This window comes from Halobacillus sp. H74, assembly GCF_052246715.1.
In the GTDB taxonomy this organism is placed as follows: domain Bacteria; phylum Bacillota; class Bacilli; order Bacillales; family Halobacillaceae; genus Halobacillus; species Halobacillus litoralis_A.
Map to the genome: position 1 here is coordinate 47,420 of NZ_JBQQCI010000002.1, position 26,011 is coordinate 73,430.

Consider the following 26,011-nt stretch of genomic DNA (forward strand, 5'->3'; position numbering starts at 1 on the left):
TGCTATTTAAGGTAGCTCCTAGTAGGATGAAGACATCAAAGAGTATTGGTGATGATGATGAAATCCAACAAACATTCTTTTTTCATTCTCATGAATGCCTCCCTCGGTTTATTGACATGTTTCGTTTATTTATATACATGGGTGGCGTTCTCTTTTATGGAATCGATGTGGTCCTGGGAACCATTGCTTAGCCTTGCTGGTTCAATAACCATTTTCATCATATGGAATGTTTATATGTTGAAAAGGGAACAGAAGCGGTATTGGGCACAGGCGATTTTTTCCTATCTTGGATCCATTGCGATTTTTGCCTATTTCTTGACATGAAGCCACGAAATCCCTCGTGGCTTTTTTATCGTTGAAAATAACAGTACCTGAATACTGATTCTGTAAGAAAAACAGGAGTGTATCAGTTGTCCTTGAATGGAAAACGAATTACGATAGGTAAAGTAACCGAACATACTACATAAAGGAAGGGGGGTCACCATGAAGGTGCCTTTCGTTCAATCTTACTGGCTGCGCCGGCTGCTTGCTTCGGATCCGGGACGGAAAAGACTTAATCAGGCAGGAAAAGCCACAGTCAGTCTCATTTCATCTGTATTTACAACGATGATGATTCTCAACTTGTTGGACCAGCAAACTTTACTTCCTTCAATCATTTCAGGGATTGCCGGCTTAATGGGAATTATGATAGTGATGGATGAAACGAAAGAAAAAAAGCAAGTGACGACAGCGTTACTTGCCTTATCAGCTGGAATAGGGGTTACGCTCGGATCTTTGCTAGCTTGGAATGCTTTCTTGGTTTCCACCCTGATGATAGTCATCATATTCAGCAGCTTTTATTTCTCCAGGTTCGGTAGCCGTTACTTTTCCCTTGGGATGATCGGTTTTTTCACTGTTTATTTTTCATCTTTTTTACAACTTTCTCCAGACCAATTTCCCTGGTTTTATGTGGCGATCGTTATAGGTGTAAGCTACGCCTTTCTTTACAATTTCATTTTGTTCAAGGATTCTGTTCAAATGCTGAAAAGAAGTATGCAGTCTTTTCATCGACAGGCGAATCTCACCTTTCACCTTCTAATTGAAATCATAGAGGATCCAGAAATCAAAGAGTCAAGAAAGAAGAAATTGGACTATAACATCGGCAAGCTTCGCAAATATGCAAGCAATGTAGCCACCGACTTGAATGCCCAGGACATTCGTAAGCTTTGGCCGGGATTGAAGCCGAATCAACTGCGTCTCTATGTCTTCGATGCAGCAATGTTCATAATGACCCTGTCAGATAGTTTACAGAAATTGAAAAAAGATGACGCACTGGAAACGGTGGAGCTACGCACAATATTGGTAGAAGTCATATCAACTTTGAAAAACGCCGACGTTCTTGATGAAGCACACCAAGAACAGAATTTACAGGAAGCAGAAAAGGTCGTCCATTCGCTTCGACAGACGATTGATGATCTTTTTGAACAAAGAATGGATCAACCAGAAGGGTGGCTTTATTTATTGCGTCGGATCGAGGCGATCGCGACCCATGTAACGAAAGGCGCCATCGATGTCCAATATTATATCCGGGACCTATCTGCTTTTGAAACTATCGAGGAAGGACCGGCTGAGGAGGAAGAGGAAGAAGAGGATGAAGGAATGAAACCGACCACCAAAAAAGCGATACAGTCGCTGATCGCTGGTACGATAGCAATCATAGTCGGTTATTTGATCTCCCCCATTCAACCATATTGGGTTTTATTGACCACGTTCATTGTGCAATTAGGAACAGAAACGGTAGGCCGCACATACCTGAAAGGATTGGAACGGTCAATTGGCACGGTCATTGGGGCAGGAATCGGTTTCATTTTAGCGAAATTGGTGTCGGGGCATTCAGAATTAGAAGTCGTGTTACTGTTTACCGTCATCTTTCTTGCCTTTTATTTACTCTCCGTATCCTATACATTGATGACTATGTTCATTACGATGTTGATTGCTTTCATGTATGATTTGATTCTTGGAGGTATCAGCTATGAGCTGCTTGAAGCAAGAGTGGTGGATACGATTGCGGGTGCAGCGATCGCTCTCGGTGTTTCTGCATTGATTTATCCTACGAGAACGATGGATAAAGTATCAGAAGTATTCATCGATTATTTAGTGGACCTCGATGCATATGTCACAGAGTATGTGAAAAGCTTTCAAAAAATGGCGAGTGTCAAAGGCCTAGCCGATCTCGCCTTCGATATGGATGAAAAAATTCAAGCGATCGAGGACGAGTCAAAGCCTATATTACAGGGGCCCGGGGGGAGGAAGTATTCAGGGCTACCGAGATTGATCACACTATTCACTGCGATCAACTATTACGCCAAGCACTTAGTGGCGTCTTCCTATCAAAAGAACTTTCAATATCCTGATGAAGTCGGTATGCTATTCCATTCGATGGAAGAAAAATTGAGTCATAACATCCAAGTCCTTAAAGCGCTGATTGAAACGAAGGAAATTTCCGGATCCTTCTATAATTTGCATTCAGAACGGGAAGAAATTGAACGCCGTGCCCCTGGTCATCATGAAAATCAAGGGGATCTTGTCCATCATTTATACTATATATGGAAAATCAATCAAGCCTTGCTATTGATCGGAGAGGAGCTTGGTTTGGATGAAAAAAATAAAGAGAGTTAGCTGGATCACTTACCTGCCCCTCATAAGAGGGACGGGTTCATTTTTGAAGCATTTGAGAGTCGTAATGATTGAGAAAATTATCCAGGTTTGAAATACTAGTACTTATTGCAAAAGAAGTTTCCTGGTGGATGGAAAGAATCGATTTAAAGAAATACAGCAGGAGAGAGGTGCAACGGTATGCAATGGATATTGATGCTGCTTGTTTTTATCGGTGGGGTAGGTGTGGCTATACAATCCTCGGTGAATGGTGGCTTAGGTCAGAAAATCGGAGTGTTTGAAGGTGCGTTTGTATCCTTTTTAGTAGGTACAGTCGTCTTATTCATCGTTATGCTTTTTTTCGGAAGAGGGAACATCATACAGGTTTTTCAGGTTCCGAAGTGGCAGCTCACCGGAGGATTGCTGGGAGCCTTTTTTGTGTCGGTCATGGTTTTATCTGTGCCGCGTATCGGGGTAGGTGCTGCAATTTTCACCCTTATCTCAGCGCAGTTGATTGCAAGTTCTTTGATCGACCATTATGGGTGGCTGGGCATGAGACAAATTCCATTAGATGGTCAGCGGATAGCTGGGATGGTCTTGATGCTTATTGCAATCATTCTATACACAAAGAAGTAGCTGTAACCTGTTATAATTTATACATATAATACAAAGTTTCCGTTACTAAGGATATAGATTGAAGGTGCGGGAAATCACTCGCTTTCCGCGGATAGACGGCTATTCGCGAGGCTACTGAAAAAAACTTTTCAATCTAGAAGAGCAGTTAATGTTTGTTGTTGCTTCTCACGAATCGCTTGTCGGTGGGTGCTTGCCGCGGGCACGGCCTCAGCTAACTTGTTCAAGAAGATCCCTTGACCAAGTGGATCTTCGGCTCGCGCTGTTCCCGCAGGCGTCACCACCGTACGCTCATCGTGGAAACAACAGAAGCCCATCTGAAAAGAGTGATTTCCATTGATTATAAAAGAAAATCACTCCACGTGTACAAGGGACGGTGGCGATAACCACCGTCAATATCAAAACGAATACTAAAGTTCATGGAGATGTAAGAGCCCTAATATCTCATCGTAATAAAGAAGGCCGGGTTGAACGATGAACAATCGTCCAACTCGGCTTCTTTTATTTGATGCATAACTCAAAATTTGAAGTTCTTCAGTGGCCTCCTATTCGCTCTGCGGGGTCCCGTCTAGTCCAACTTTTCCCGCAGGAGATTCCTGTGTTTCCCTGCCCTCCCTGCTTATTTTTACGAACGGACCATAGTAGGGGGTCCCTGCATAATGTGAACAAAATGAAGTACCAAAGGCAGCGAGGCGAATTCTATGATTTTTCATTGTTCCGTTCCTCCTATTTAGGGTAAGGTGGCCGGGGAAATGACAAGACTCCTGTGGGGTCAGAGGACATGGTGAGACCCCGCACGACGAAGTCCGAGGCGGCTCACCGTGCTCCCACGGAAAGCGAGTTATTTCCCCGACCACCTTCTCCTCACCTGAAGACGGAACAGCCAAACTATAGCAGAGAATCAAGTCTTCCTCTATCCTGCTTGTTTGTGGGATGAATTTAGTTGCTCCTTTTATAAAACGGGAGTCACCTGATACAAAAAATTCGTTACGATAAATAAAGCTAAGAAAAAAACACGAACCTATCCATGCTGGTTCGTGTTTTTATTGTGAAAAATCCTATACTTGTCTATCTTTGCGGGTCATTAAAAGTCTTCCCGGATTTTGAGATGGTGATTCTTTCCTCTCCCGTGCTCGGCTGGACTGCGTCTTTGCTTTTTTGTGGATTGCGTTTAGACTTTGAATTCTTGCTCATTGCTTCATTCCTCCTCTCGAAAAAAGTAAACGGCATGATTAGTTTGCAAATATACAGGGGGGATTATGTAAAAAACCCTCATGCCGGTCAAGAGCATGAGGGTAATTCTTTAAGTTCGGCTTTTCAGCTTTTTAACGAAAGAAGCATCGGGTGTTACGAATAGGGTTTGCTGATGATCGTAAGTGACATAACCCGGTTTCGCTCCTGAAGGTTTTTTAACATGACGGATTTTCGTATAGTCGACAGGGACTGTAGAGGAACGGCTCGATTTACTGAAGTTGGCAGCAAGTTGAGCCGCTTCAAAGAGCGTATCTTCACTAGGATCTTCATCACGTATCACCACGTGCGAACCTGGAATATCTTTGGCATGGAGCCAAATATCTGTTTTATTCGCCAGGCGGTTGGTCAGGTATTCGTTTTGCTTATTATTTCGACCGACATAAATAAGAGTTCCATCACTTGATTCAAAGCTTTCTGGTGAAGGCTTGGATGGTTTGTTTTTCTTATTCCCTTTCGAGGCGGGCTTTCTCTTTAAATAACCTTGTTCGCGAAGTTCTTCACGTATTTCTTCGATGTCCTCCTCACGAGCGGATTCCACTTGCTGAAGCAAGCGCTCGAAGTAGAGGATTTCATCTTCCGCTTTTGTAATTTCTTTTTGAACGACTTCTTTCGATTTTTTCATTTTCTGATAAGTTTGGAAGTAGTTCTGAGCATTGTCACTAGGAGACTTATTCGGGTTCAATTCGATTGTCATTTCGGATTGGTCCGGATCATAGTAATCGATGACTGTTACTTCAGAATCCCCCGTTTTAACCAGGTGCATGTGTGCGGTCAACAGCTCGCCCAGTCGCTGGTATTCAGCAGCAGATTCGGATTTCTTAAGCGTTCCTTGGTGCTTTTTGATTTTTCGTAAATTCTTATCCCGCTCATTTTTCAAGAAACGGTGAAGGTCGCCGGCCTGTTGTTTCACACGATCCCGTTCTGCTTTCCCTGAGTAATAATCATCGAGCATCTGGCTGACAGTGGCATAGTTTTCGACTTCTTCTGTGAAAGCCTGTAGAGGTACCACATAAAATTGTTCGCGATCTGCTAGATGGACTTGGGGTTCATAATCATGCTCCAATATCCGGTTCCGGATGTTTCGATAAGCTTCCATATATGCATTCGCACCACCGAGACCTGCTTGATGGACAATCTCCTTAGTCATCATTGGGGAGAATCCCATTACGATATTCAAGATTTGTTTGTCCATTTTCCCAGAATTGAAATCCAATTTTTTAATGAAGGTTTCCGGCTCAAGCTCCACAGGATTAATTTTGCCTTGTTCTGGAGGCAGTTTGTATGGCTGGCCGGGCATTATCGTCCTATGCCGGTTTTGAGAAGGTGGTAAATGTTTGATGCTGTCTAACATATGACCCTCTTCTTCATCGATGAGAAGGAGGTTCGAGTGTTTCCCCATCACTTCGATGACAAGTGTTTTCAGTGTTTCATCACCGACTTCATTCCGGGTCCGTACTTGGAATTTGACGATTCGTTCCATACTTACTTGCTCTATGCTCTCAATAAAACCACCGATCAAATGTTTTCGTAACAGCATACATAACATTGGTGGTTCTTTCGGGTTGTTGTATTGATCTTCTGTTAAATGGAAGCGTGCATAGCTCGGGTGAGCGGATAGCAGCAGTGTATGATTCTTTCGTTGGGAACGGACTGTAAAGACAAGTTCCGTTTCTGTTGGTTGGTATATTTTCATAATTCGTCCGGACTGGATCGTTTCATTGAGTTCATGTGTGATCGCCCGGGTTACAATTCCGTCAAAAGACATCCTCTTCACCTCTCTAATGTTGCAAGTATAGCATGATTCAAAGCTTGAGTTCTAAGAGAATCCATTAAAATGCTCAATGATTCGCTTAATCGCCGGGGAATTTGATAAAATAGAATCCAGTACATATTTTACATATGGGTGTGATGGATTATGACAAAGAGTATGACAGGTTATGGGAAACAGACAATAGAAGTAGGGGAATCGCGGCTGCACGTGGAAGTGCGCTCGGTCAACCACCGTTTTCTTGATATCGCTGTGAAAATTCCGCGTACGCTGCTATTTCTGGAAGATCAGATGAAGAGACAAGTGAAAAACAGGTTATCAAGAGGCCGTGTCGATCTTTTCGTGACGATTGAAGGAGAAAGTTTGTTCGGAAAGAAGATTACTGTCGACTGGCCGATCGTCGATCAATACATAAGAAAATTAGATGAATTGAAGAGCCGCTATGATTTGACGGGTGAAATAACTATTGATATGGTATCCAAGTTAGAAGAAGTTTTTTCTGTGCAAGAAGTGGAAGAGGATACAGGAACCTTACAAAATGCATTGTTGGAGGCTGTTGATGAAGCAGTTAAGCAAGTAATGCAAATGCGTTCTGTTGAAGGTGAACAACTGCATAAAGACCTCAGATTTCGTGTTACGAATATCCGTCATTTGCTCCGGGAATTAGAAGAACGCAGACCGATCGTAATTGAAGAATTTAAAGAAAGAATACGATCAAGAGTAGAGGAATACATGAAGGAGCAAATTCATCCTGACGAGACGAGAGTTCTCCAGGAAGTAGCCCTGTTAGCGGAAAAAGGGGATGTGACCGAAGAGCTTACTCGTTTGGAATCTCATCTTATCCAATTTGCATCCACCCTGGATCGGAACGAACCGATTGGTCGCCGCCTTGATTTCATCGTCCAGGAAATGCATCGGGAAGTGAATACCATCGGGTCGAAATCCAATGATGGAGAAGTGATGGAAGCGGTCGTCAACTTGAAGAGTGAAATAGAAAAAATGAAAGAACAAGTGCAAAATGTTGAATAACAATTGTGTTTATCCCTAGTTTTTTCATATAATAGAGTTAGTGATCATTGTACTTGGCCAGAAGAAGGAGGAGTCAGCTTTGAGTTTAAAGTTAATCAATATAGGTTTTGGTAACGTTGTATCTGCCAACCGTATCATTTCGATCGTTTCACCGGAGTCCGCTCCGATCAAACGTATCATTACAGTCGCTCGTGACAATAATAAACTAGTAGATGCTACATATGGCCGTCGTACTCGTGCGGTCATCGTAACTGATAGTGACCATGTTGTCCTTTCTGCGGTACAGCCGGAAACAGTCGGTCAGCGTGTCATAAATAATGATGAGATTTCAGACGAAAATTAGGAGGACTTGCTGCAGTGATAGATCAGAAAGGTATTTTATTCATCCTTTCCGGCCCTTCGGGGGTAGGGAAAGGTACGGTCCGTAAAGCTTTGTTCGACCAGTCTACAGATTTACGCTATTCGATCAGCATGACGACCCGCGCCCCCCGGGAAGGGGAAGTGGATGGGGTCGATTATTTCTTTAAATCGAGAGATGAATTCGAGAAGTTGATCAGTGAAGGTCAGTTGATTGAGCATGCCGAATATGTCGGGAATTATTACGGCACTCCAAGGCAATATGTGGAACAGACCTTAGAAAAAGGAAAAGATGTATTTCTTGAAATTGAAGTACAGGGTGCTCTGAAAGTACGGGAGAATTTTCCACAGGGAGTCTTTGTCTTTTTGATTCCTCCTTCTCTGGAAGAGTTGAAAGACAGGATTGTCAATCGTGGAACAGAGACGGAAGATAAGGTTAAAAACCGTCTGTTGGCTGCAAAAGAAGAAATCGAAATGATGGATGCTTATGATTACGTAGTGGTCAACGATCAAATTGACAATGCTGTGACCAAAGTGGAGTCTATCGTTGCCAGTGAACACTGCAAGCGCGAACGAGTAGCACAGCAATATAAAAAAGCATTGGAGGATGAATAATCATGATGTTAGAGCCATCCATTGATTCATTACAAGAAAAGATCAAATCGAAGTACACACTTGTCACCCTATCAGCGAGAAGAGCTCGTGAACTGAAACAAGGAAGTGCACCAATGATTGACAAACCGACGTCCCACCAGCAAGTCGGTGTTGCTTTAGAAGAAATCCAAAGCGGTAAACTTCACTATATTGAAGCGGATGAAATACAGGAACGTACTGAAACAACATAAATTATTTTTCGTTATATGATTAAGATGTAGGAAAAGCCGCGCTTTCTTGAGAGATCTAGCGCGGCTTTTCCTACGTGTTTTAGAGACCACATTTTTGAACAAAGGGGTACCTCAAATGCTGAAAAATAAAAAAATCGTTTTGGGAGTCTCAGGGGGAATAGCCGCTTATAAAGCAGCAGCATTAACGAGTAAACTCGTACAGTCAGGCGCTATTGTGAAAGTGATTATGACTGAAAGCGCGAAGAAGTTTGTCGCTCCTACCACTTTCCAGGCTTTATCGAGACAACCAGTGTATACGGATACATTTGATGAACAGGATCCCTCCCAAATTCAACATATCGATGTGGCTGATTGGGCGGATCTTGTGTTGATTGCCCCAGCTACGGCAAATGTAATAGGGAAAATTGCCGGAGGATTGGCGGATGATATGCTTTCAACGACTTTGCTGGCAACAGAAGCCCCTGTGTATATTGCACCTGCCATGAATGTCCATATGTACAGTCACCCGGCTGTGATGAACAATATGAAACAACTCGATGATTGGGGCTTTCGTTTCATAGAACCAGGTGAAGGGTACCTTGCTTGCGGGTATGTGGGCAAAGGACGATTGGAAGAACCGGAGAGCATCGTGCGCGTTCTTGAGAGGGAATATGAACAAGAGAAAATCCTCAATGGGAAAAAAGTGCTCATCACAGCTGGACCGACGAGGGAAAAGATTGACCCGGTCCGCTACTTCACAAACCCTTCGACAGGGAAAATGGGTTATGCTTTGGCTCGTCAGGCGGCTTCCATGGGAGCCGAGGTCATCTTAATTTCCGGGCCAGTCGCGATCGACACTCCAAAAAGTGTTGACCGCATTGATGTAACTACTGCGGATGAGATGTATGAACAAGTGATCAGACGCTATGCTGACTGTGATATCGTCATAAAAGCAGCAGCTGTAGCGGATTACCGGCCAAAAAACACCTACGAACATAAAATGAAAAAATCACCTGGAGATTATGTTGTAGAAATGGAACGGACGAAAGATATTTTGATGGAACTAGGTGAGCGGAAGGAACATCAGTATTTGATCGGCTTTGCCGCTGAAACGGATGAGCCTGAACGATACGGACGGGAAAAGCTCGCTAAGAAGCATCTGGATGCTATCGTCATTAATAACGTGGCTTCAGAAGGATCAGGATTTGGCACAGATACCAACGCCTCTCTTTTCATTACCCAAAAAGGGAAGGAAATGACTTATCCACTAAGGAGTAAAGACGAGCTGGCAATGAATATCTTGAAAGAAACAGTAGAAGAGTTGGAGAGTGAATCCCCGTGACAATCGCAAATGTGATTGTGGACGTCCCTTCCCAAAACACGAACCGTCCGTTTGATTATGAAATACCAGAGAAATATGAGGGCATTGTCCAGCCCGGAGTCAGGGTCATCGTTCCTTTTGGTCCAAGAAAAATCATGGGCTATGTAATTTCTTTATCCGAAACCAGTTCTTTCTCTTCAGTAAAGAAGATCACAGATGTATTAGATGTGATTCCGACACTGACAGAAGAATTACTCGATTTGGGGATGTGGTTGTCTAAAAAGACCCTCAGCTTTTACATCTCCTGTCTGCAAGTGATGCTTCCTCAAGTTATGAAAGCTAAGTACCGTAAAGAACTTTGGAAATTATCAGAGGAGCCGTTAGCTTCTGACTTGGACAGTGTATTCGATGGTCGAGCTGTTATTGATTTTGAGGACTTTGAACAATCAGGTGTCAGTTATCATGTGTTAAGGAAACACATGGATGAAGGTGAAGTAGATGTCCATTACGAAGTTAAGAGTCGTGAAACCAAAAAGGTCACTACTATGATCGAGCCTCAACTGCAGTCAGTTGAACTGGAAGAGAAACTCGTCGACATCTCCTCACAGGCTAAGAAACAGCGGGCGATACTTGAATATTTGATCGAACACCCGGAACCCATATCCAAAAAGCAACTACTGGAAAAACTTGCAACGACACCGGCTTCTTTGAAACCTCTAAACGAAAGGGGGATTCTCCGCGAGTATAAGCAGGAAGTTTTCCGCGATCCATATGGTGACAGGGAATTCGAACGGACACAGCCTTTTCCATTAACCTCCGAACAAGAAACCGCCATCACTCCGATTTTAAGTACGATAGAAGAAAACCAGCATGAAGTGTTTTTATTACATGGAGTAACAGGGAGTGGAAAGACTGAAATTTATCTCCAATCGATTCAACAGGTGATCGATAAAGGGGAAGAAGCGATTATGCTGGTTCCGGAGATTGCTTTGACTCCCCAGATGGTTGAACGTTTCAAAGGTAGATTCGGGTCGAAAGTGGCTGTATTGCACAGCGCGTTGTCTGCAGGTGAAAAATATGATGAATGGCGAAAAATCCAGCGTAAAGAAGTGCAGGTCGTCGTAGGTGCCCGATCCGCGATTTTCGCTCCTTTTACCAATATCGGTCTTATCATTATTGACGAAGAGCATGAGACGAGCTATAAACAGGAAGACCGGACCCGGTACCACGCAAGGGATGTCGCTGTCGAACGTGCCAGGACACACAAGTGTCCCGTCGTCCTGGGAAGCGCGACGCCATCATTAGAAAGTTACGCCCGGGCAGTGAAAGGCAACTACCATTTACTTACAATGGGTAAACGGATGAATGAAGCGGTCATGCCGGAAGTCGAGCTGATCGATATGCGTGATGAACTGCACGAGGGGAACCGGTCCATGTTCTCGCGGACTCTAAAAGAAAAAATTGAAGCACGCATCGCCCGCGGGGAGCAAGTCGTCTTATTTTTGAACCGCCGTGGTTATTCAACGTTCGTTATGTGCAGGGATTGCGGCCATGTCAGTGAATGTCCACATTGCGATATTGCTTTGACCTACCATAAGCGTCAAAATCGTTTGAAATGTCACTATTGTTCCCATGAAGAACCAATGCCGACAGAATGCCCCGAATGCGAAAGCAAAACAATCCGTTACTTTGGTACGGGCACACAAAAGGTGGAGGAAGCGTTGCAAGAACTTATCCCGGAAGCAAGGACGATCCGTATGGATGTTGATACGACTCGAAGAAAAGGAGCTCATGAACGTTTGCTTAACCAATTCGGTGAAGGGAAGGCAGATATCCTCCTCGGTACGCAAATGATCGCCAAAGGTCTTGATTTCGGTAATGTGACTCTTGTGGGAGTGCTGGCAGCTGATGCCTTACTTAACTTGCCTGATTTTCGTGCTTCGGAAAAAACGTTTCAATTGCTTACACAAGTCAGCGGGAGAGCTGGAAGGCATGAAAAACCAGGGGAAGTCGTTGTACAGACGTACACGCCGGAACATTACAGTATCGAACTTGCCAGCCAGTATGATTATGAACAATTTTTCAATGAAGAAATGAAGTTGAGAAAGGCGTTTCGTTACCCTCCTTATTTCTTTTTGACATTGTTCACCGTCTCCCATCCGAATCAATTGAAAGTGCAGGAAGTGACACAGAAGATCACGATGTTCATGGAACAGAAATTGTCAGACCAGGCTTATGTTCTTGGACCGACACCTTCTGCTTTGACCCGTATCAACAATAGATATCGCTACCAATGCATGGTAAAATACAAGAAAGAACCAGAGCAGCGAAAATTCGTTGAGCGGATATTACATTATTATGAAGACGAAATGAAGCAAGAAAATGGATTACAAATTACGGTTGACTTCCAACCGTATCAGTTGATGTAAGAAGGGAGCACCAAGCCATGACACGAATTGCATTTATGGGGACACCGGATTTTGCCGTACCTGTCCTCGATCGCATCATAGAACAGGGGTACGAGGTTGTCCTTGTCATTACACAACCGGACCGCCCTAAAGGAAGAAAGAAAGTGATGACTCCTCCGCCTGTGAAAGTGGCTGCAGAAAATCACGGCATTCCTGTGTTCCAGCCAGAAAAAATCAAAGACGAATATGAAGAAGTCTTAAAATATGAGCCGGACTTGATTGTGACCGCCGCATTCGGGCAGATCCTGCCGGAGGCATTGCTGCAGGAACCGGAACATGGCTGTATCAACGTGCACGCATCACTACTTCCTGAATTCCGCGGGGGTGCACCGATTCATTACAGCATCTTTGAAGGGAAAAAAGAAACAGGTGTAACGATTATGTATATGGTGAAACATCTTGATGCCGGGGATATGCTGGCCAAAGTGACTGTTCCTATCGAAGATGATGACCATGTCGGAACACTTCATGATAAACTCTCGGCAGCTGGTGCTGATCTGCTTGCCGAAGTACTGCCTGACTTGTTAGCTGGCCGTATGACGCCTGAAGAGCAGGACGAGTCGAAAGTGACGTTCGCATCCAATATCAAAAGAGAACAAGAGTTGATCGATTGGTCCAGGGATCAACAAACTGTATATAATCATGTCCGTGGCCTTCACCCATGGCCCGTCGCTTACACCTTTTGGAGTGGGAAGCCATTGAAAATCTGGTGGGCAGAAAAAGCTGGTGGGGAATATGAGGATGAACCTGGCACTGTAGTCAGGATGGAAGAGGACGGTTTTCTTGTAACCACTGGCGATAGGAAAGTCTTGAAAATCGTGTCTTTACAACCCTCCGGTAAGAAGAAAATGGATGGACAGGCTTTCATCAATGGCGCAGGCCAGTCCTTGCAAGTTGGCGACCGTCTGGGGGAGAAAAATGACTAAATATGCTATAAGAGAAACAGCTCTCGAGTTATTGACCCGTATTGGAGATCAAGGCGGTTTCAGTCATGTCCTGCTCGACAGGGAAATTACAAAGCAGAACCTTTCCCGTCAGGACGGGGGGTTGTTGACAGAGATCGTTTATGGAACGCTGCAGCGCAGGGACCTCATCGATTATTACATCCAGCCTTATATTGCGAAACAAAAGAAGATCAAGCCATGGGTGCGTTGGCTGTTATATATGTCTGTCTATCAAATGATTTTTCTCGAAAGAGTACCAGATCATGCCATCATCCACGAAGCAGTAGAAATATCAAAAAAACGTGGTCATAAAGGAATTTCTTCCTTTATGAACGGTGTTTTACGTAATGTGCAAAGAAAAGGGACTCAAGATATTGAGAAAATCGAAGACCCGATGGAACGGGTCGCTATCGAGACCAGTCATCCCCGGTGGCTGGTAAACCGGTGGGTCGATCAATACGGTCTGGAAACGACGAAGGATATGTGTGGCGCTAACAATCACCACCTGCCCATGTCTGTCCGTGTCCAAACGTTGAGGATAGACTTTCAAGAAGCCATCAACCGTCTGGAAGAGGACGGATTCAAAGTGGAAAAAAGTGTACTATCACCCCAGGGATTAGTAATCACAGAGGGTGCTGTGTTAAAGCATCCGCTTTTCCTGGAAGGGTATTTGACTATACAAGATCAAAGCTCCATGCTGGTTGCAGAGATGATGGATCTATCTGAAGGAATGACCGTGCTGGATGCATGCAGCGCTCCAGGTGGAAAAACAACTCATATAGCTGAAAAAATCGCGGATAAGGGTCAGGTCATTGCGTATGATCTGCATGAGAAAAAGGCTAAACTGGTCAATAACAAAGCAGAACAACTACAGTTGACTTCCATCACCGCTGGTCAAGCTGATTCAAGAAATCTGAAAGATATGCACGAAGCAGAATCTTTCGACCGCATACTCCTTGATGCTCCTTGTTCAGGTTTAGGTGTCTTGAGAGGAAAGCCTGATATCAAATACCATAAAAAAGAAGAAGATATCTTTGCTCTTCGAAAGATTCAAGACGAGTTGTTCGAAGCCATAGCGCCACTTCTGAATTCTGGCGGGAAAATGGTATATAGTACATGTACAGTCGACCGTCATGAAAATGAAGAAGCTGTCAAAAACTTTTTGTCCAATCATCCCGGGTTCAGTGTAGATCAGACATTTTTCAACGAATTACCTTCCTCCCTGGAAGGGGCACTGGGTCTCTCTGAATTTGGTCTGCAGTTATTTCCGCAAGAGTGGGATACAGACGGTTTCTTTCTTACCAGATTGGTCAAGCAGTAAAATTGATAAAGTTCGTACGCCCTCCTGATGCATTTCTATCAGGGGGACAGCGTACAAGAGAAAAAAGAGGCGGGTGAGTCCATGTTAGGTTATTATCTTACAAACCAGGGCCAAGTGAGAAACCATAACGAAGATGCGGGTGGTGTCTTCAAAAATGATGAAGGACAAACGCTGGGTGTTGTAGCTGATGGAATGGGTGGACACCAAGCGGGAGATGTCGCAAGCCAGATGGCAACCTCTCATTTACATAAGAAATGGCAGGAAATTGAAAGGCTATCCACACCAGATGAAGCGGAGAATTGGCTCAGAGAGGCTATTCGTACCGCGAATAATGAAATCAAATCGTATGCTGATGAGCATGTAGAATGTGCGGGGATGGGAACGACAATAGTGGTAGCCATATGTACAGAGCAATTCGCTACCATCGGTCATATCGGAGACAGTCGCTGTTATGTTGCCAATGCCTATGGTTTTAAATCTATAACCGAGGATCATTCCCTTGTCAACGAATTAGTCAGGTCTGGTCAAATCAGCGAAGAACAAGCAGAAAATCATCCGCGAAAAAATGTTTTACTTAAGGCACTTGGTACAGAATTTGATTTGACGGCCGATGTGAAAACCCTGGAATTTGAGGTCAATGACCGTTTGCTTCTATGTACTGATGGATTGACGAACAAAGTGAATGAAGATGAATTGAGTGAGTTGAAAAATTTTGATGGCGATTGGACTGATTACTGCCAAACCCTTGTCGATTTAGCGAATGAGCGGGGCGGGGAAGACAACATTACACTTACTGTCGTCCATTATGATTCTCCTTCTGATGAGAAAGAAGGTGCGGAATAATGCTCAATGACCGTCTCCTTAATGACCGTTATCGCGTACAGGATATGATCGGTGGCGGCGGGATGGCGAACGTCTATTTAGCTCATGATACAATTCTTGATCGGGAAGTTGCTATAAAAGTTCTCCGTTTGGAGCATGGCAACGATGAGGAATTCATTGCACGCTTTCATAGAGAGGCACAGTCGGCTACTAGTCTTTCCCATCCGAATATTGTCAATATTTATGATGTCGGTGAAGAAGATGATATTTATTTCATGGTTATGGAATATGTGGACGGTATGACATTGAAGCAATACATCCAGCAGCAGAGTCCGATAGACGTGGCTGAAGCTGTAGATATTATGCGCCAGGTCACATCAGCCATTGCCCATGCCCATGATAACGGAATCGTGCACAGGGACATAAAGCCTCAAAATATTCTGATCGATCACTATGGTCATGTGAAAGTAACAGATTTTGGCATCGCGATGGCCCTTAGTGCTACGGCATTGACTCAAACGAATTCGGTACTTGGTTCCGTCCATTACCTTTCGCCTGAACAGGCGCGTGGGGGAATGGCTACAAAGAAATCCGATGTTTATTCTCTCGGAATCGTCTTTTTTGAACTTTTGACAGGGCGTCTGCCTTTTTCAGGAGAATCACCTGTCGCTATTGCCCTTAAACATTTACAGCATGAAACCCCATCTTTGAAACGGTGGAACGCTGAATTACCACAAAGTGTTGAAAATGTTGTGCTGAAATCAACAGCTAAGGATCCTTTTCACCGTTATGATTCCGTGTTGGATATGGAATATGACATCGAGACATCCCTTGAACCTTATAGATTGGATGAACCAGAATTCACTCTTCCTACCGATGATGAAGATGAAAAAACAAAGGCTATTCCAGTGATCACTAAAGAATCATATGGAGAACAGCCGGAAGAAAATACCATTATCCATACGAATGAACACAAACCCACCTATCAGGAACAGGAAACTAAACAAAACGTAAAATCCGTACCTCCTGTTGAAAAAAAGAAGAAGAAAAAGAAAGTATGGCCATGGGTCCTTACAATATTGACCTTGCTGATTATCGGCGGTCTTATCGCATTGTTTACGATCCCCGGCATCATTCAACCGGCAAACGTCGAAATGATTGACGTAAAAGGGAAGGAATATGAGGAAGCCTATAGCGAGCTTAGTGATTTGAACTTGAATGTCACAAGAGAGACAGAGTACTCCGATGAAGTGGACGAGGGCTTAGTTATCCGAACGGACCCTGAAGAAGGTATGGTCGTCAAAGAAGGATCGGAAGTTACCGTTTACTCCAGTAGAGGGAAAGAACGGGCTACATTCGAAGATTACAGCGGCAAAAGTTTTGAAGAAGTGAAGAAAGAATTGGAGAGCCGTGGATTTAAGAGTGTGAAGAAATATGAAACCACAAGTGATGAATTCGAAAAAGGGGTCATCATTGAACATTTTACACCTCAAGCGAACGCACAGGTGATACCTGATGAAACAGAAGTGCGGTTCAGTGTAAGCCTTGGGCCACCGAAAGTCAGTCTGCAATCGTTTGATGGATGGACCTTAGAACAGACGCAAGAGTATTTAGAGAATAATGGATTGAAATCTGAAGTGACAGAAAAATATTCTGATCAATACCGGGAAGGTCTTGTGATGGAGCATTCTCCTGGTGCATCAGAGGAAGTGAATGTGGGGTCGACGGTAGATCTTGTCGTTTCCCGGGGGCCGAAGGAAGAGCCGCCACCACCTCCAGCACAACCTAGGGAAGAGCAGGTCTCTGTTGAAATACCAGTTGACGAAGAATCGGAAGAAACCGAACAAAAAGTGCTCATCTATGTCAATGATTCTGATAATGAATCAGAAGAATTGATCATAGAGGAAACGATTACAGAAACAAAAACATTCGAATTCACCTTGAGCATAGCTGAAGGTGAAGAGGCCACCTACAGAGTGATGAGAGGTGAGGAAGTCTTTGATGAAGGCACTTACTCGTATTAAGAAGGTGAAATTATGGCAAGTGGAAAAATAATCAAAGCGTTAAGCGGATTTTACTATGTGCTCCATGATGGTGAAATCTATCAATGCAGAGGCCGGGGTAATTTCCGCAAGAAAAAAGTCTCTCCTTTAGTAGGAGATATCGTTGAATTCAAAGCAGAAAACCACGATGAAGGCTATATCTTATCTATAGAAAATCGCAAAAACGAGTTCGTCCGTCCTCCAATCGCCAACGTGGACCAAGCGATGATTGTCACCTCTGCCATTCATCCGGAGTTTAATGCTTTGTTACTGGACCGCTTTCTTGTGCTGGTGGAAGAGAAGCGGATCGAGCCCTTTATCGTAATATCGAAAATGGATCAGCTGGATGACCATCAAACCCATTTGATGGAGTCTTATAAACAATTGTATGAGAAAATCGGTTACCCTGTCGTACTATCAGCGGTGGATGACACAGATTCTATGGATCAGATTCAATCTCATTTAGCAGGTCGGACGACAGTGATTGCTGGTCAATCAGGGGTGGGGAAATCTTCCTTGCTGAATTCGATCGACCCGCGACTCTCAATTGACACAGATGAGATTTCCGTAAGTCTGGGACGTGGGAAACATACCACGCGCCATGTTGAACTTTATGAAATTTCCAATGGGCTGGTAGCCGATACCCCAGGCTTCAGCTCCCTGGAATTTGGTGAGCTTGAACTTGAACAGCTGCCAGAATGTTTCCCTGAGTTTGTCGCTGTCCAAAACGAATGCAAATTCAGAGGGTGCCTGCATCATAAAGAACCCAAATGTGGGGTGAAAGCTGCGGTTGAAGCAAACGAAATTGCTGAAAACCGCTACCAGCATTACTTGCAATTTTTGGATGAAATACAGAACAGAAAGCCGAGGTATTAATCATGACTAAAATAGCACCTTCCATTCTAGCTTCCAACTTTTCAAATCTAGGAGAAGAAATCAAGGATGTTGAACGAGGAGGAGCCGATTATATCCATGTTGACGTGATGGATGGACACTTTGTTCCGAATATTACGATCGGCCCTTTGATCGTGGATGCCATTCGTCCGGTCACAGACCTTCCTTTGGATGTTCATCTAATGATAGAAAATCCAGATCAATTCATTGAATCCTTTGCCAAAGCAGGGGCAGATATCATCACTGTCCATCAGGAAGCGTGTCCGCATTTGCACAGGACATTGCAGTTGATCAAGAGCTATGGCATCAAAGCTGGCGTCGTTATCAACCCGGCTACACCTGCTGAAATGATCCGTCCTGTACTGGATGAAGTCGATCTTGTTTTATTAATGACGGTTAATCCAGGATTCGGCGGTCAATCGTTCATTTCTTCGGTTGTACCTAAAATCAATCAAATAGCTGAGTGGCGAAAAGAAGAAGGTCTTTCATTCGAAATCGAAATCGATGGTGGAGTGAAAGCTGATACTGCTCGTCAATGCACAGAAGCTGGAGCTGACGTCCTGGTTGCGGGAAGTGCGATCTTTAACCAAACCGACCGCAAAAAGGCGATCGCGGATATACGAAACGCATTATGAATCATGGTGAAGATAGATAGGAAGCTCAAAGGATTGCTTCAGCAGATCCTTTGAGCTTTTTCTATAAACCCGGATAAAGCTTGTCCGACTTGCGGAATGAGGAAAGGATGATAAAAAATGAAAAGGATTGTGGTGGTCGGCGGTGGACCTAAATCATATATCCCTGATTTGAGAAAGTTTCCCTTTCAAGACTGTTTATGGATTGGGGCTGATCAAGGTGCTGAGGTCCTAGTAGAAAATGGACTTTCGCCAGACTTGGCCATCGGTGATTTTGATTCCGTATCAGATGAATCTTTCCGGAGAATTCAAGAAACTTCTAAACAAGTGAAAGTCTTTCCGGATGAAAAAGATGAAACGGATTTGGAATTAGCTATTAGTGAGGCACTCAAAAGGTCACCTGAGCATATTCTATTATTCGGAGTGACTGGCGGAAGAATCGATCACTCACAAGCTAACCTGCAACTCCTCTATCCGCTTCTGAAGAAAGAAGTGAAAGGAACGATTATCGATCAACAGAATCAGGTGGAATTAGTCGGGGCAGGCGAGCATACAATGGAAGCGGATGAGCATTATCCCTATGTTTCTTTTTTACCAATTACGCTCGAAGTGAAAGATCTTACACTAGGAGGCTTTTATTATCCATTGGAAAAAGCCTATCTGCCCTATGGGTCCACCTTGTGCATCTCTAATCGATTGATTGCAGATACGGGTACTTTTTCTTTCATATCAGGCATACTCTTAGTAGTAAGAAGTAAAGACTTGACTAATAGAGGGTAAAGAGGGGATTTCGCATTAGTTCACATAGGAGGAGGGGGCTCTTTGAAGTTTTATACCATCAAACTCCCACGGTTCGTCGGGGGTATAGTGCGCGCAGTCATAAGTACTTTTAAAAAAGATTAGTACAAAAGCAAACGTTTCTTGAAAGGATGTTCAGCCTTAGTAATGCTGGGCATCCCACATCTTGTGAGCGAGACAAGTATCCAAAAGCATTGGGCTGACCAATTGAGGAAGCCCGGTAAATACCATAAAAAAAAGCACCCATTTAAGGGTGCTTTTTTAAAAGTTCATGAAGCCCAAGACCAGTGATTATACGCGCTGTACTTTACCGGACTTAAGTTCACGAGCTGTAACGTAAACCTTTTGAGGCTTGCCATCCACAAGGATGCGAACTTTTTGAACATTAGCTTTGAATTTACGTTTATTAGCGTTCATCGCGTGTGAACGGTGGTTACCTGAGCGTGTACCTTTACCAGATAGAACACTTCTTCTTGCCATATGAAAATCCCTCCTGTTACATACATAAATCATCAGATACTTAGTAACTTTATCATATAGAATAGGTGTTTGCAATAAGCAGAATCGAATTATATCAAGAATTTCTTCTTGACAGATACTATAGATTGTTACAAAGTATAATAGGGATATACAGCTTATTTTCTGAGAAATGAATAGCAATTCATGCGTTCAACTTATGTTATAATAAGTGAAGAAATAGAGGAAAATAAAGGAGGATCTATATGTCCGTTGATTTAAATAATAAATATGGTCATATAACAATAAGTAATGAAGTCATCTCAACGATTGCTGGTGGTGCAGCAGTTGAATGCTACGGAATCGTCGGTATGGCATCAAAAAATCAAATCCGTGACGGCCTATCTGAAATGTTACGCAAAGAGAACTTTTCAAAAGGGGTCGTGGTCAGACAGGACGAAGATCGCCTCCATATAGATATGTACATTATCGTGAGTTATGGTACAAAGATTTCTGAAGTGGCCCATAACGTCCAATCACAAGTGAAATACACATTAAACAAAACAATCGGATTGTCTATCGACTCTGTGAATATTTTCATACAAGGAGTCCGGGTGACAAGCGAATAGGCAGCAGTTGTAGTCAAAGGAGGAAGTAAGCGTGACGTTACAAAAGTTAGACGGCAAAACCTTAGCCGAAATGATTTTGCAAGGGGCACATCATTTAAAACAGAAATCACAGATGATTGATGCATTGAACGTTTTTCCAGTGCCGGACGGGGATACAGGGACGAATATGAACTTGTCCATGACTTCTGGGGCGGAGGAAGTAAGAATGGTCGATCGGAATCATGCAGGCATCGTTTCTAAATCACTATCCAAAGGGTTATTAATGGGTGCGCGCGGGAACTCCGGCGTCATACTTTCCCAGATTTTCCGTGGATTTTCCAAAGTGGTCGAAGAGAAAGAAACTTTAACGACGAAAGATTTCTCAGATGCGCTTCAAGGAGGCGTTACCACTGCTTATAAAGCTGTTATGAAACCTGTGGAAGGTACAATTTTGACGGTTGCAAAAGATGCTGCAGAAGCTTCTGTCGATCTCGCTGAGCAGGAAAGCGACTTCATCCCTTTCGTAGAAGGTGTTGTTGCTGCTGCAAAAGAATCGTTGAAGCGGACGCCTGATCTATTACCTGTTTTGAAAGAAGTCGGAGTCGTAGACAGTGGTGGTCAAGGATTAGTGACCATTTATGAAGGTTTTCTTGCCAACTTGAAAGGGGAAGAACTTCCTGATATCGATGATACGGTTTCCATGGATGATATGGTAAGTGCCGAACACCATAAGCTTGCCCAAGACTTTATGAATACAGAAGACATTGAATTCGGTTACTGTACAGAGTTCATGGTCAAATTCGAAGAGGATAAATTAGCAGAGACTCCTTACGATGAAGATGAATTTCGTAATCAGTTGAGCGAAATCGGTGATTCCCTGCTCGTTGTTTCTGATGAAGATTTGATCAAAGTTCATGTCCATGCAGAATACCCTGGTGAAGCCATGACACTAGGCCAAAAGTACGGAAGTCTGATCAACATGAAAATTGAAAATATGCGTGAACAGCATACTTCGATTGTCGGTAAGAAGAAAAAAGAAAAGCCGAAGTCAAATCAAAAAGCGGAGTACGGAATTGTTACAGTAAGCATGGGGGAAGGCATCAAAAAATTATTTGAAAGTCTCGGAGCCACTGTGGTCATCCAGGGTGGTCAGACGATGAACCCAAGTACACAGGATTTATCTGAAGCCATCAAAGAAGCTCATGCTAAACGTGTGTTAGTTTTGCCGAATAACAAAAATATCGTGATGGCTGCTGAGCAAGCGGCGGAAATCGCAGAAGATGAAGTTGTGGTCATCCCGACTAAAACCATTCCTCAAGGCATGAGTGCTTTATTAGGATTTAATCCTGAAGCAGACCTGATGGCGAATAAAGATGAAATGATCAGCCTTATGTCCGTCGTGAAAACCGGTCAAATTACGTATGCGGTAAGAGATACGCAAATCGATGGCCTGAACATTGAGAAAGATCATTTCATGGGGATTGCGGATGGCAAAATTTCCTCAACTGATCAAAATGCCCTGACAACAGCTAAAACGCTGTTAAGTCAAATGATTGATGAGAACGAAGATGAAATACTGACGATTCTGACAGGGGAAGACGTCGAAGAACATGAAGTCACAGAGCTTGAAGAATACCTTGAAGAAACATATGAAGATTTAGAGGTGGAGATTCACGTGGGTGGTCAACCGATCTATTCTTATATTTTCTCCATTGAATAGAAAAAAGTACCCTCACCTGTGAACGGATCTGCCATACGCGAAGGCTCAGAGTATTAGCTCTGAGCCTTTTTTCTGTTAAAAGGGATAGGCAGTCAAGTTTGACTGCGGAGGTTCGTACGTTTCAGTTTGACGTACTTTTTTACAGAATGAACGATTGCCACAATATAACCAGCTATCAATAGAGAATAAATCAGGACGGTTCCTGTGCTATTGAGAGGTATGGTGATCATAATGGTTCTTACATTAGTCAATACGATGAACCCTCCGGCAAGTACTCCGAGGACGAGCGGAGGCATAATACGGACAAGCCATGCTGCAAGAGGTGCAGCTATCACACCGCCGATGATGAACGCGAACACCAACAGCCAACTGAATTGTTCCCATCCTAAAAAAGTCAAAAATCCAAGTGTTGCTGAAATAGTCACGATGAATTCACTTGTGTCCACAGTCCCAATCACTTTACGCGGCTCGATCTTTTCACGTGAAAGAAGGACAGGCGTATTAACCGGCCCCCATCCTCCGCCACCAATCGAATCGAGAAACCCACCGACAAAACCTAATGGGTAGATAAATCGCTTGTTCAGCGGCTTGTCGCTTTTATTGAGCGTTTTATTCCGATTAAGTGAAAGAAAACGGACTACGATGTAAATTCCTAAACCCAGAAGAAAAACGGATATGTATGGGCGAATGGTTTCACCAGGGATGCGACTTAATAAAGCTGCACCGAAAAATGCACTGACCGCGCCGGGCAGGGCCAGTTTTAGGACAAGTCTCCTATCGACATTGCCAAACTTGAAATGAGAGAATCCGGAAGCAGCTGTTGTGGCAACCTGGGCCATATGAATAGAAGCAGAAGCAACTGCAGGTGCCAGGCCATAAGTGAGTAAGATTGAGGAAGATGTCAGGCCGAATCCCATACCAAGGGCACCGTCAATTAACTGGGTGAAAAATCCTACCAATGCGAAAATTAATAATTTATTCAAAAACAACCTCTCCTTTGATTAAACATATAAGTTTACTTGGTTTTATGGTTGAAGAGGTCTGAAAAAGACATAAATAAAACCTCTCCAATGAGAAGAGGTCCAAATAAAGCCTCTCCTTATTTCTCAGACGAGTTGTCTGCTGGAATGAGCACCTTTCAGTGTGGTTGCTGCGGGATCGTCAGACCAGGTTCCTCCCCCGACTCTTCATAAGGATTCAATTTTTAAAATGATAATATATCTAAAACTAATGGACACTGAATGTTATGTCAAGAACTAATTCCGAAATTAACAGAAAAATTGTAATTTTTTAAAATGGTATTGACATATCTATAAAAGGAGCCTAAGATTTGTATCAATTAGTTTTTCAGAAAACTTAATCAACCTATCCTGTTTTCTTATCATGAGAGGTGGAGGGACTGGCCCTTCGAAGCCTCGGCAACGGGTCTGATGTTAGTTGATCAGACACTGTGCCAATTCCAGCAAGTGGTTGAACCGCTTGGAAAGATAAGAAGAATGGTTCTTACTTTACCGAGTAAATACCTTTCTTCTTATCCACGAAGAAAGGTATTTTTGTTTGAAGCAATGAAAGGAGGAGCTTATGGAAAACGATATTGTCACTTATGATCATTTTCCGGGGGATCCATTCACAAACCATCAACCAGATGACGAAACGAAGGGTGCACTTGATGTCATTCATTGGGCTTATGGACAATACGGGTCAGATGTTGTATATGCTTGCAGCTTTGGAGCAGAAGGAATCGTTCTCATTGATCTTATTTCAAAGGTGAAACCAGATGCTGAAGTAGTCTTTCTAGATACTGGCCTTCATTTCCAGGAAACCTATGAATTGATTGAAAAAGTGAAAAATAGATACCCTGAATTACGAATTCACATGAAAAAACCTGAACTGACAGTAGAGGAACAAGCGGAGGAGCATGGGTCAGCCTTGTGGAAACGCCAGCCGGATCAATGCTGTTATATTCGTAAAATCAAACCTCTTGAAGATGCACTCTCAGGTGCGGCGGCCTGGTTTTCTGGCCTCAGACGTGAACAGTCACCTAGTCGGAGTAAAACTGATTTCGTAAATAAGGATGAGCGTTTTAAGTTAATCAAGGTATGCCCCCTAATTCATTGGACATGGGAAGACGTTTGGCAATATATCCGACTAAATCGCTTGGATTACAATGAATTGCATGATCAAAACTATCCGAGTGTCGGCTGCATCCCTTGCACCTCGCCAAGTACAGACGAGAGCCGGTCGGGCAGGTGGAAAGGATTCAATAAAACAGAATGCGGACTTCATACAGCTGGAAATAACAATAGCTGAATAACAAAAGGAGGAATTATAAAATGTCTATCATTACACCTCATGGAGGAAAATTAATTAATAAATGGAGTAATAATCAGCAGGAGGATTTTACAGGGAGTATTGAATTGGATGCGATGGCATTAAGTGATGTCGAGCTGATCGCGAATGGTGCCTACAGCCCTCTTGAAGGATTTTTAAATCAAGCAGACTACGATTCTGTAGTCGAGAATCTCAGACTTGCAGATGGGACACCGTGGAGTATTCCGATCACCCTTCCGGTGGATGAAGCGACAGCCGCTGAGTTGCAGCAAGGAAATCGAGTGAAATTAGTGAAAGATGGAAAGGTTTATGGAGCCATTGAAGTATCTGACATATATCAACCGGATAAAGAGAAGGAAGCCGAAAATGTGTACTTAACTACTGATCTGGGTCATCCCGGGGTGAAGAAGTTGTTTGGCCGACCAGATCATTACGTAGCTGGAGATATTGAAGTATTTCAAAGCTCAACAAAAGAACATGATGATCGATTCTACCTGGACCCTGCGGAATCGAGAGAGTTGTTCCAACAGTTGGGTTGGGAAAAAGTCGTGGGCTTTCAAACGAGAAATCCAGTACATAGAGCCCATGAATATATCCAAAAGGCGGCTCTTGAAACTGTAGACGGCTTATTTCTGAACCCACTGGTCGGGGAAACAAAGAGTGATGATATCCCAAGTGATGTTCGAATGAAGAGCTATCAAGTCTTAATTGATAACTATTACCCGAAAGATCGTGTTACATTAGCCGTTTTCACTGCAGCTATGCGCTACGCTGGTCCGAGAGAAGCTATTTTCCACGCTATTGTACGGAAAAACTTTGGCTGTTCCCATTTCATTGTCGGAAGGGATCATGCAGGTGTAGGCGACTATTACGGGACTTATGATGCACAGAAAATCTTCAGCCATTTTGAAGAGGATGAATTGGAAATAACGCCATTATTTTTTGAACACAGTTTTTACTGCAAAGCCTGTGAAGCGATGGCATCGCATAAAACTTGTCCACATGAAAAAGAAAATCACGTCATTCTTTCTGGCACAAAAGTGAGAGAACTATTACGAAATGGAGAAAAACCGCCAAAAACATTCAGTCGTCCTGAAGTAGTCGAAATTCTGATCGATGGATTACAAGAAAAGACCGCAGGAGTGAAAGGGTGAC

Annotated in this window: 27 protein-coding genes and 2 riboswitches; of the genes, 21 read left to right on the forward strand and 6 right to left on the reverse strand. The window is 43.4% G+C overall.

What is annotated here, in order from left to right; genetic code table 11:
* Positions 1 to 51 precede the first annotated feature (51 nt).
* From ACTWPX_RS03455 to ACTWPX_RS03465, 3 genes are all read left to right on the forward strand, one after another.
* The gene (locus ACTWPX_RS03455; protein ID WP_443118528.1) at positions 52 to 324 is read left to right on the forward strand and encodes a hypothetical protein; all 273 of its coding nucleotides are present in this window, start codon (positions 52 to 54) and stop codon (positions 322 to 324) included.
* Between the two features lie 159 nt (positions 325 to 483).
* Positions 484 to 2,658, forward strand: coding sequence for an FUSC family protein (locus tag ACTWPX_RS03460; RefSeq protein ID WP_443118529.1), 2,175 nt, complete (start codon positions 484 to 486; stop codon positions 2,656 to 2,658).
* Positions 2,659 to 2,835: 177 nt separating this feature from the next.
* Complete coding sequence (locus ACTWPX_RS03465) at positions 2,836 to 3,270, forward strand: DMT family transporter (protein WP_443118530.1); 435 nt, start codon at positions 2,836 to 2,838, stop codon at positions 3,268 to 3,270.
* 128 nt (positions 3,271 to 3,398) lie between these two features.
* On the opposite strand, the gene ACTWPX_RS03470 is transcribed toward ACTWPX_RS03465, so the two are convergent.
* The 4 genes from ACTWPX_RS03470 to ACTWPX_RS03485 all read right to left on the reverse strand — a co-directional run bounded on the left by ACTWPX_RS03470 (position 3,399) and on the right by ACTWPX_RS03485 (position 6,286).
* Positions 3,399 to 3,551, reverse strand: coding sequence for a hypothetical protein (locus tag ACTWPX_RS03470; protein ID WP_443118531.1), 153 nt, complete (start codon positions 3,549 to 3,551; stop codon positions 3,399 to 3,401).
* 261 nt (positions 3,552 to 3,812) lie between these two features.
* Positions 3,813 to 3,980, reverse strand: coding sequence for a hypothetical protein (locus tag ACTWPX_RS03475; RefSeq protein ID WP_443118532.1), 168 nt, complete (start codon positions 3,978 to 3,980; stop codon positions 3,813 to 3,815).
* Between the two features lie 355 nt (positions 3,981 to 4,335).
* Positions 4,336 to 4,461 carry a hypothetical protein gene (locus ACTWPX_RS03480; RefSeq protein WP_277750300.1) on the reverse strand — a complete coding sequence of 42 codons (126 nt, stop codon included), beginning with the start codon at positions 4,459 to 4,461 and terminating at the stop codon, positions 4,336 to 4,338.
* A gap of 109 nt (positions 4,462 to 4,570) precedes the next feature.
* Positions 4,571 to 6,286, reverse strand: a complete 1,716-nt coding sequence (locus tag ACTWPX_RS03485) for an Rqc2 family fibronectin-binding protein (protein WP_443118533.1) — start codon at positions 6,284 to 6,286, stop codon at positions 4,571 to 4,573.
* Positions 6,287 to 6,436: 150 nt separating this feature from the next.
* On the opposite strand from ACTWPX_RS03485, the gene ACTWPX_RS03490 reads away from it, so the two are divergent.
* The 14 genes from ACTWPX_RS03490 to spoVM all read left to right on the forward strand — a co-directional run bounded on the left by ACTWPX_RS03490 (position 6,437) and on the right by spoVM (position 19,846).
* Positions 6,437 to 7,318 carry a YicC/YloC family endoribonuclease gene (locus tag ACTWPX_RS03490; RefSeq protein ID WP_443118534.1) on the forward strand — a complete coding sequence of 294 codons (882 nt, stop codon included), beginning with the start codon at positions 6,437 to 6,439 and terminating at the stop codon, positions 7,316 to 7,318.
* A gap of 79 nt (positions 7,319 to 7,397) precedes the next feature.
* Positions 7,398 to 7,661 (forward strand): extracellular matrix/biofilm regulator RemA, encoded by a 264-nt coding sequence (gene remA / locus ACTWPX_RS03495; RefSeq protein WP_035545527.1) that lies wholly within the window; start codon positions 7,398 to 7,400, stop codon positions 7,659 to 7,661.
* A 14-nt stretch (positions 7,662 to 7,675) separates the two neighbouring features.
* Positions 7,676 to 8,290 carry a guanylate kinase gene (gmk, locus tag ACTWPX_RS03500; RefSeq protein WP_128522824.1) on the forward strand — a complete coding sequence of 205 codons (615 nt, stop codon included), beginning with the start codon at positions 7,676 to 7,678 and terminating at the stop codon, positions 8,288 to 8,290.
* Between the two features lie 2 nt (positions 8,291 to 8,292).
* Positions 8,293 to 8,520 (forward strand): DNA-directed RNA polymerase subunit omega, encoded by a 228-nt coding sequence (rpoZ, locus tag ACTWPX_RS03505; protein WP_128522823.1) that lies wholly within the window; start codon positions 8,293 to 8,295, stop codon positions 8,518 to 8,520.
* A 115-nt stretch (positions 8,521 to 8,635) separates the two neighbouring features.
* Positions 8,636 to 9,841, forward strand: coding sequence for a bifunctional phosphopantothenoylcysteine decarboxylase/phosphopantothenate--cysteine ligase CoaBC (gene coaBC / locus ACTWPX_RS03510; RefSeq protein ID WP_443118535.1), 1,206 nt, complete (start codon positions 8,636 to 8,638; stop codon positions 9,839 to 9,841).
* Positions 9,838 to 12,249 carry a primosomal protein N' gene (gene priA / locus ACTWPX_RS03515; protein WP_443118536.1) on the forward strand — a complete coding sequence of 804 codons (2,412 nt, stop codon included), beginning with the start codon at positions 9,838 to 9,840 and terminating at the stop codon, positions 12,247 to 12,249. Before coaBC ends, priA begins: the two co-directional genes overlap by 4 nt.
* A 17-nt stretch (positions 12,250 to 12,266) precedes the next feature.
* A complete protein-coding gene (fmt, locus tag ACTWPX_RS03520; RefSeq protein WP_443118537.1) occupies positions 12,267 to 13,214 on the forward strand; it encodes a methionyl-tRNA formyltransferase in 948 nt (315 codons plus the stop codon).
* Positions 13,207 to 14,553, forward strand: a complete 1,347-nt coding sequence (rsmB, locus tag ACTWPX_RS03525; protein WP_443118538.1) for a 16S rRNA (cytosine(967)-C(5))-methyltransferase RsmB — start codon at positions 13,207 to 13,209, stop codon at positions 14,551 to 14,553. The genes fmt and rsmB overlap by 8 nt, the downstream gene beginning before the upstream one ends.
* A gap of 81 nt (positions 14,554 to 14,634) precedes the next feature.
* The gene (locus ACTWPX_RS03530; RefSeq protein ID WP_443118539.1) at positions 14,635 to 15,396 is read left to right on the forward strand and encodes a Stp1/IreP family PP2C-type Ser/Thr phosphatase; all 762 of its coding nucleotides are present in this window, start codon (positions 14,635 to 14,637) and stop codon (positions 15,394 to 15,396) included.
* Positions 15,396 to 17,399 carry a Stk1 family PASTA domain-containing Ser/Thr kinase gene (pknB, locus tag ACTWPX_RS03535; protein ID WP_443118540.1) on the forward strand — a complete coding sequence of 668 codons (2,004 nt, stop codon included), beginning with the start codon at positions 15,396 to 15,398 and terminating at the stop codon, positions 17,397 to 17,399. The genes ACTWPX_RS03530 and pknB overlap by 1 nt, the downstream gene beginning before the upstream one ends.
* Before the next feature lie 12 nt (positions 17,400 to 17,411).
* Positions 17,412 to 18,293: a ribosome small subunit-dependent GTPase A gene (gene rsgA / locus ACTWPX_RS03540; protein ID WP_443118541.1), complete on the forward strand. Its 882-nt coding sequence runs from the start codon at positions 17,412 to 17,414 to the stop codon at positions 18,291 to 18,293.
* A 2-nt stretch (positions 18,294 to 18,295) separates the two neighbouring features.
* Positions 18,296 to 18,946, forward strand: coding sequence for a ribulose-phosphate 3-epimerase (gene rpe, locus ACTWPX_RS03545; protein ID WP_443118542.1), 651 nt, complete (start codon positions 18,296 to 18,298; stop codon positions 18,944 to 18,946).
* 117 nt (positions 18,947 to 19,063) lie between these two features.
* Positions 19,064 to 19,723, forward strand: a complete 660-nt coding sequence (locus ACTWPX_RS03550; RefSeq protein ID WP_443118543.1) for a thiamine diphosphokinase — start codon at positions 19,064 to 19,066, stop codon at positions 19,721 to 19,723.
* Between the two features lie 42 nt (positions 19,724 to 19,765).
* Positions 19,766 to 19,846, forward strand: coding sequence for a stage V sporulation protein SpoVM (gene spoVM / locus ACTWPX_RS03555; protein ID WP_035531293.1), 81 nt, complete (start codon positions 19,766 to 19,768; stop codon positions 19,844 to 19,846).
* Positions 19,847 to 20,032: 186 nt separating this feature from the next.
* On the opposite strand, the gene rpmB is transcribed toward spoVM, so the two are convergent.
* Positions 20,033 to 20,221 carry a 50S ribosomal protein L28 gene (gene rpmB / locus ACTWPX_RS03560; protein ID WP_035505437.1) on the reverse strand — a complete coding sequence of 63 codons (189 nt, stop codon included), beginning with the start codon at positions 20,219 to 20,221 and terminating at the stop codon, positions 20,033 to 20,035.
* Between the two features lie 242 nt (positions 20,222 to 20,463).
* Between rpmB and ACTWPX_RS03565 the strand changes: the two genes are divergently transcribed.
* Both ACTWPX_RS03565 and ACTWPX_RS03570 read left to right on the forward strand, forming a co-directional pair.
* Entirely contained in the window at positions 20,464 to 20,826 is a 363-nt protein-coding gene (locus tag ACTWPX_RS03565) for an Asp23/Gls24 family envelope stress response protein (protein WP_128522813.1), read from the forward strand.
* Between the two features lie 31 nt (positions 20,827 to 20,857).
* The gene (locus tag ACTWPX_RS03570; RefSeq protein ID WP_443118544.1) at positions 20,858 to 22,525 is read left to right on the forward strand and encodes a DAK2 domain-containing protein; all 1,668 of its coding nucleotides are present in this window, start codon (positions 20,858 to 20,860) and stop codon (positions 22,523 to 22,525) included.
* 92 nt (positions 22,526 to 22,617) lie between these two features.
* Here the strand turns inward: ACTWPX_RS03570 and ACTWPX_RS03575 are convergent, their stop codons facing one another.
* On the reverse strand, positions 22,618 to 23,508 hold the full coding sequence (locus tag ACTWPX_RS03575; RefSeq protein ID WP_443118545.1) for a sulfite exporter TauE/SafE family protein: 891 nt from the start codon (positions 23,506 to 23,508) through the stop codon (positions 22,618 to 22,620).
* 113 nt (positions 23,509 to 23,621) lie between these two features.
* A riboswitch (SAM riboswitch) is annotated at positions 23,622 to 23,721 on the reverse strand.
* A gap of 179 nt (positions 23,722 to 23,900) precedes the next feature.
* Positions 23,901 to 24,019, forward strand: a riboswitch (SAM riboswitch).
* Between the two features lie 87 nt (positions 24,020 to 24,106).
* On the opposite strand from ACTWPX_RS03575, the gene ACTWPX_RS03580 reads away from it, so the two are divergent.
* Both ACTWPX_RS03580 and sat read left to right on the forward strand, forming a co-directional pair.
* Positions 24,107 to 24,835 carry a phosphoadenylyl-sulfate reductase gene (locus ACTWPX_RS03580; RefSeq protein ID WP_443118546.1) on the forward strand — a complete coding sequence of 243 codons (729 nt, stop codon included), beginning with the start codon at positions 24,107 to 24,109 and terminating at the stop codon, positions 24,833 to 24,835.
* Between the two features lie 23 nt (positions 24,836 to 24,858).
* The gene (gene sat, locus ACTWPX_RS03585; protein ID WP_443118547.1) at positions 24,859 to 26,010 is read left to right on the forward strand and encodes a sulfate adenylyltransferase; all 1,152 of its coding nucleotides are present in this window, start codon (positions 24,859 to 24,861) and stop codon (positions 26,008 to 26,010) included.
* Position 26,011: the final 1 nt, after the last annotated feature.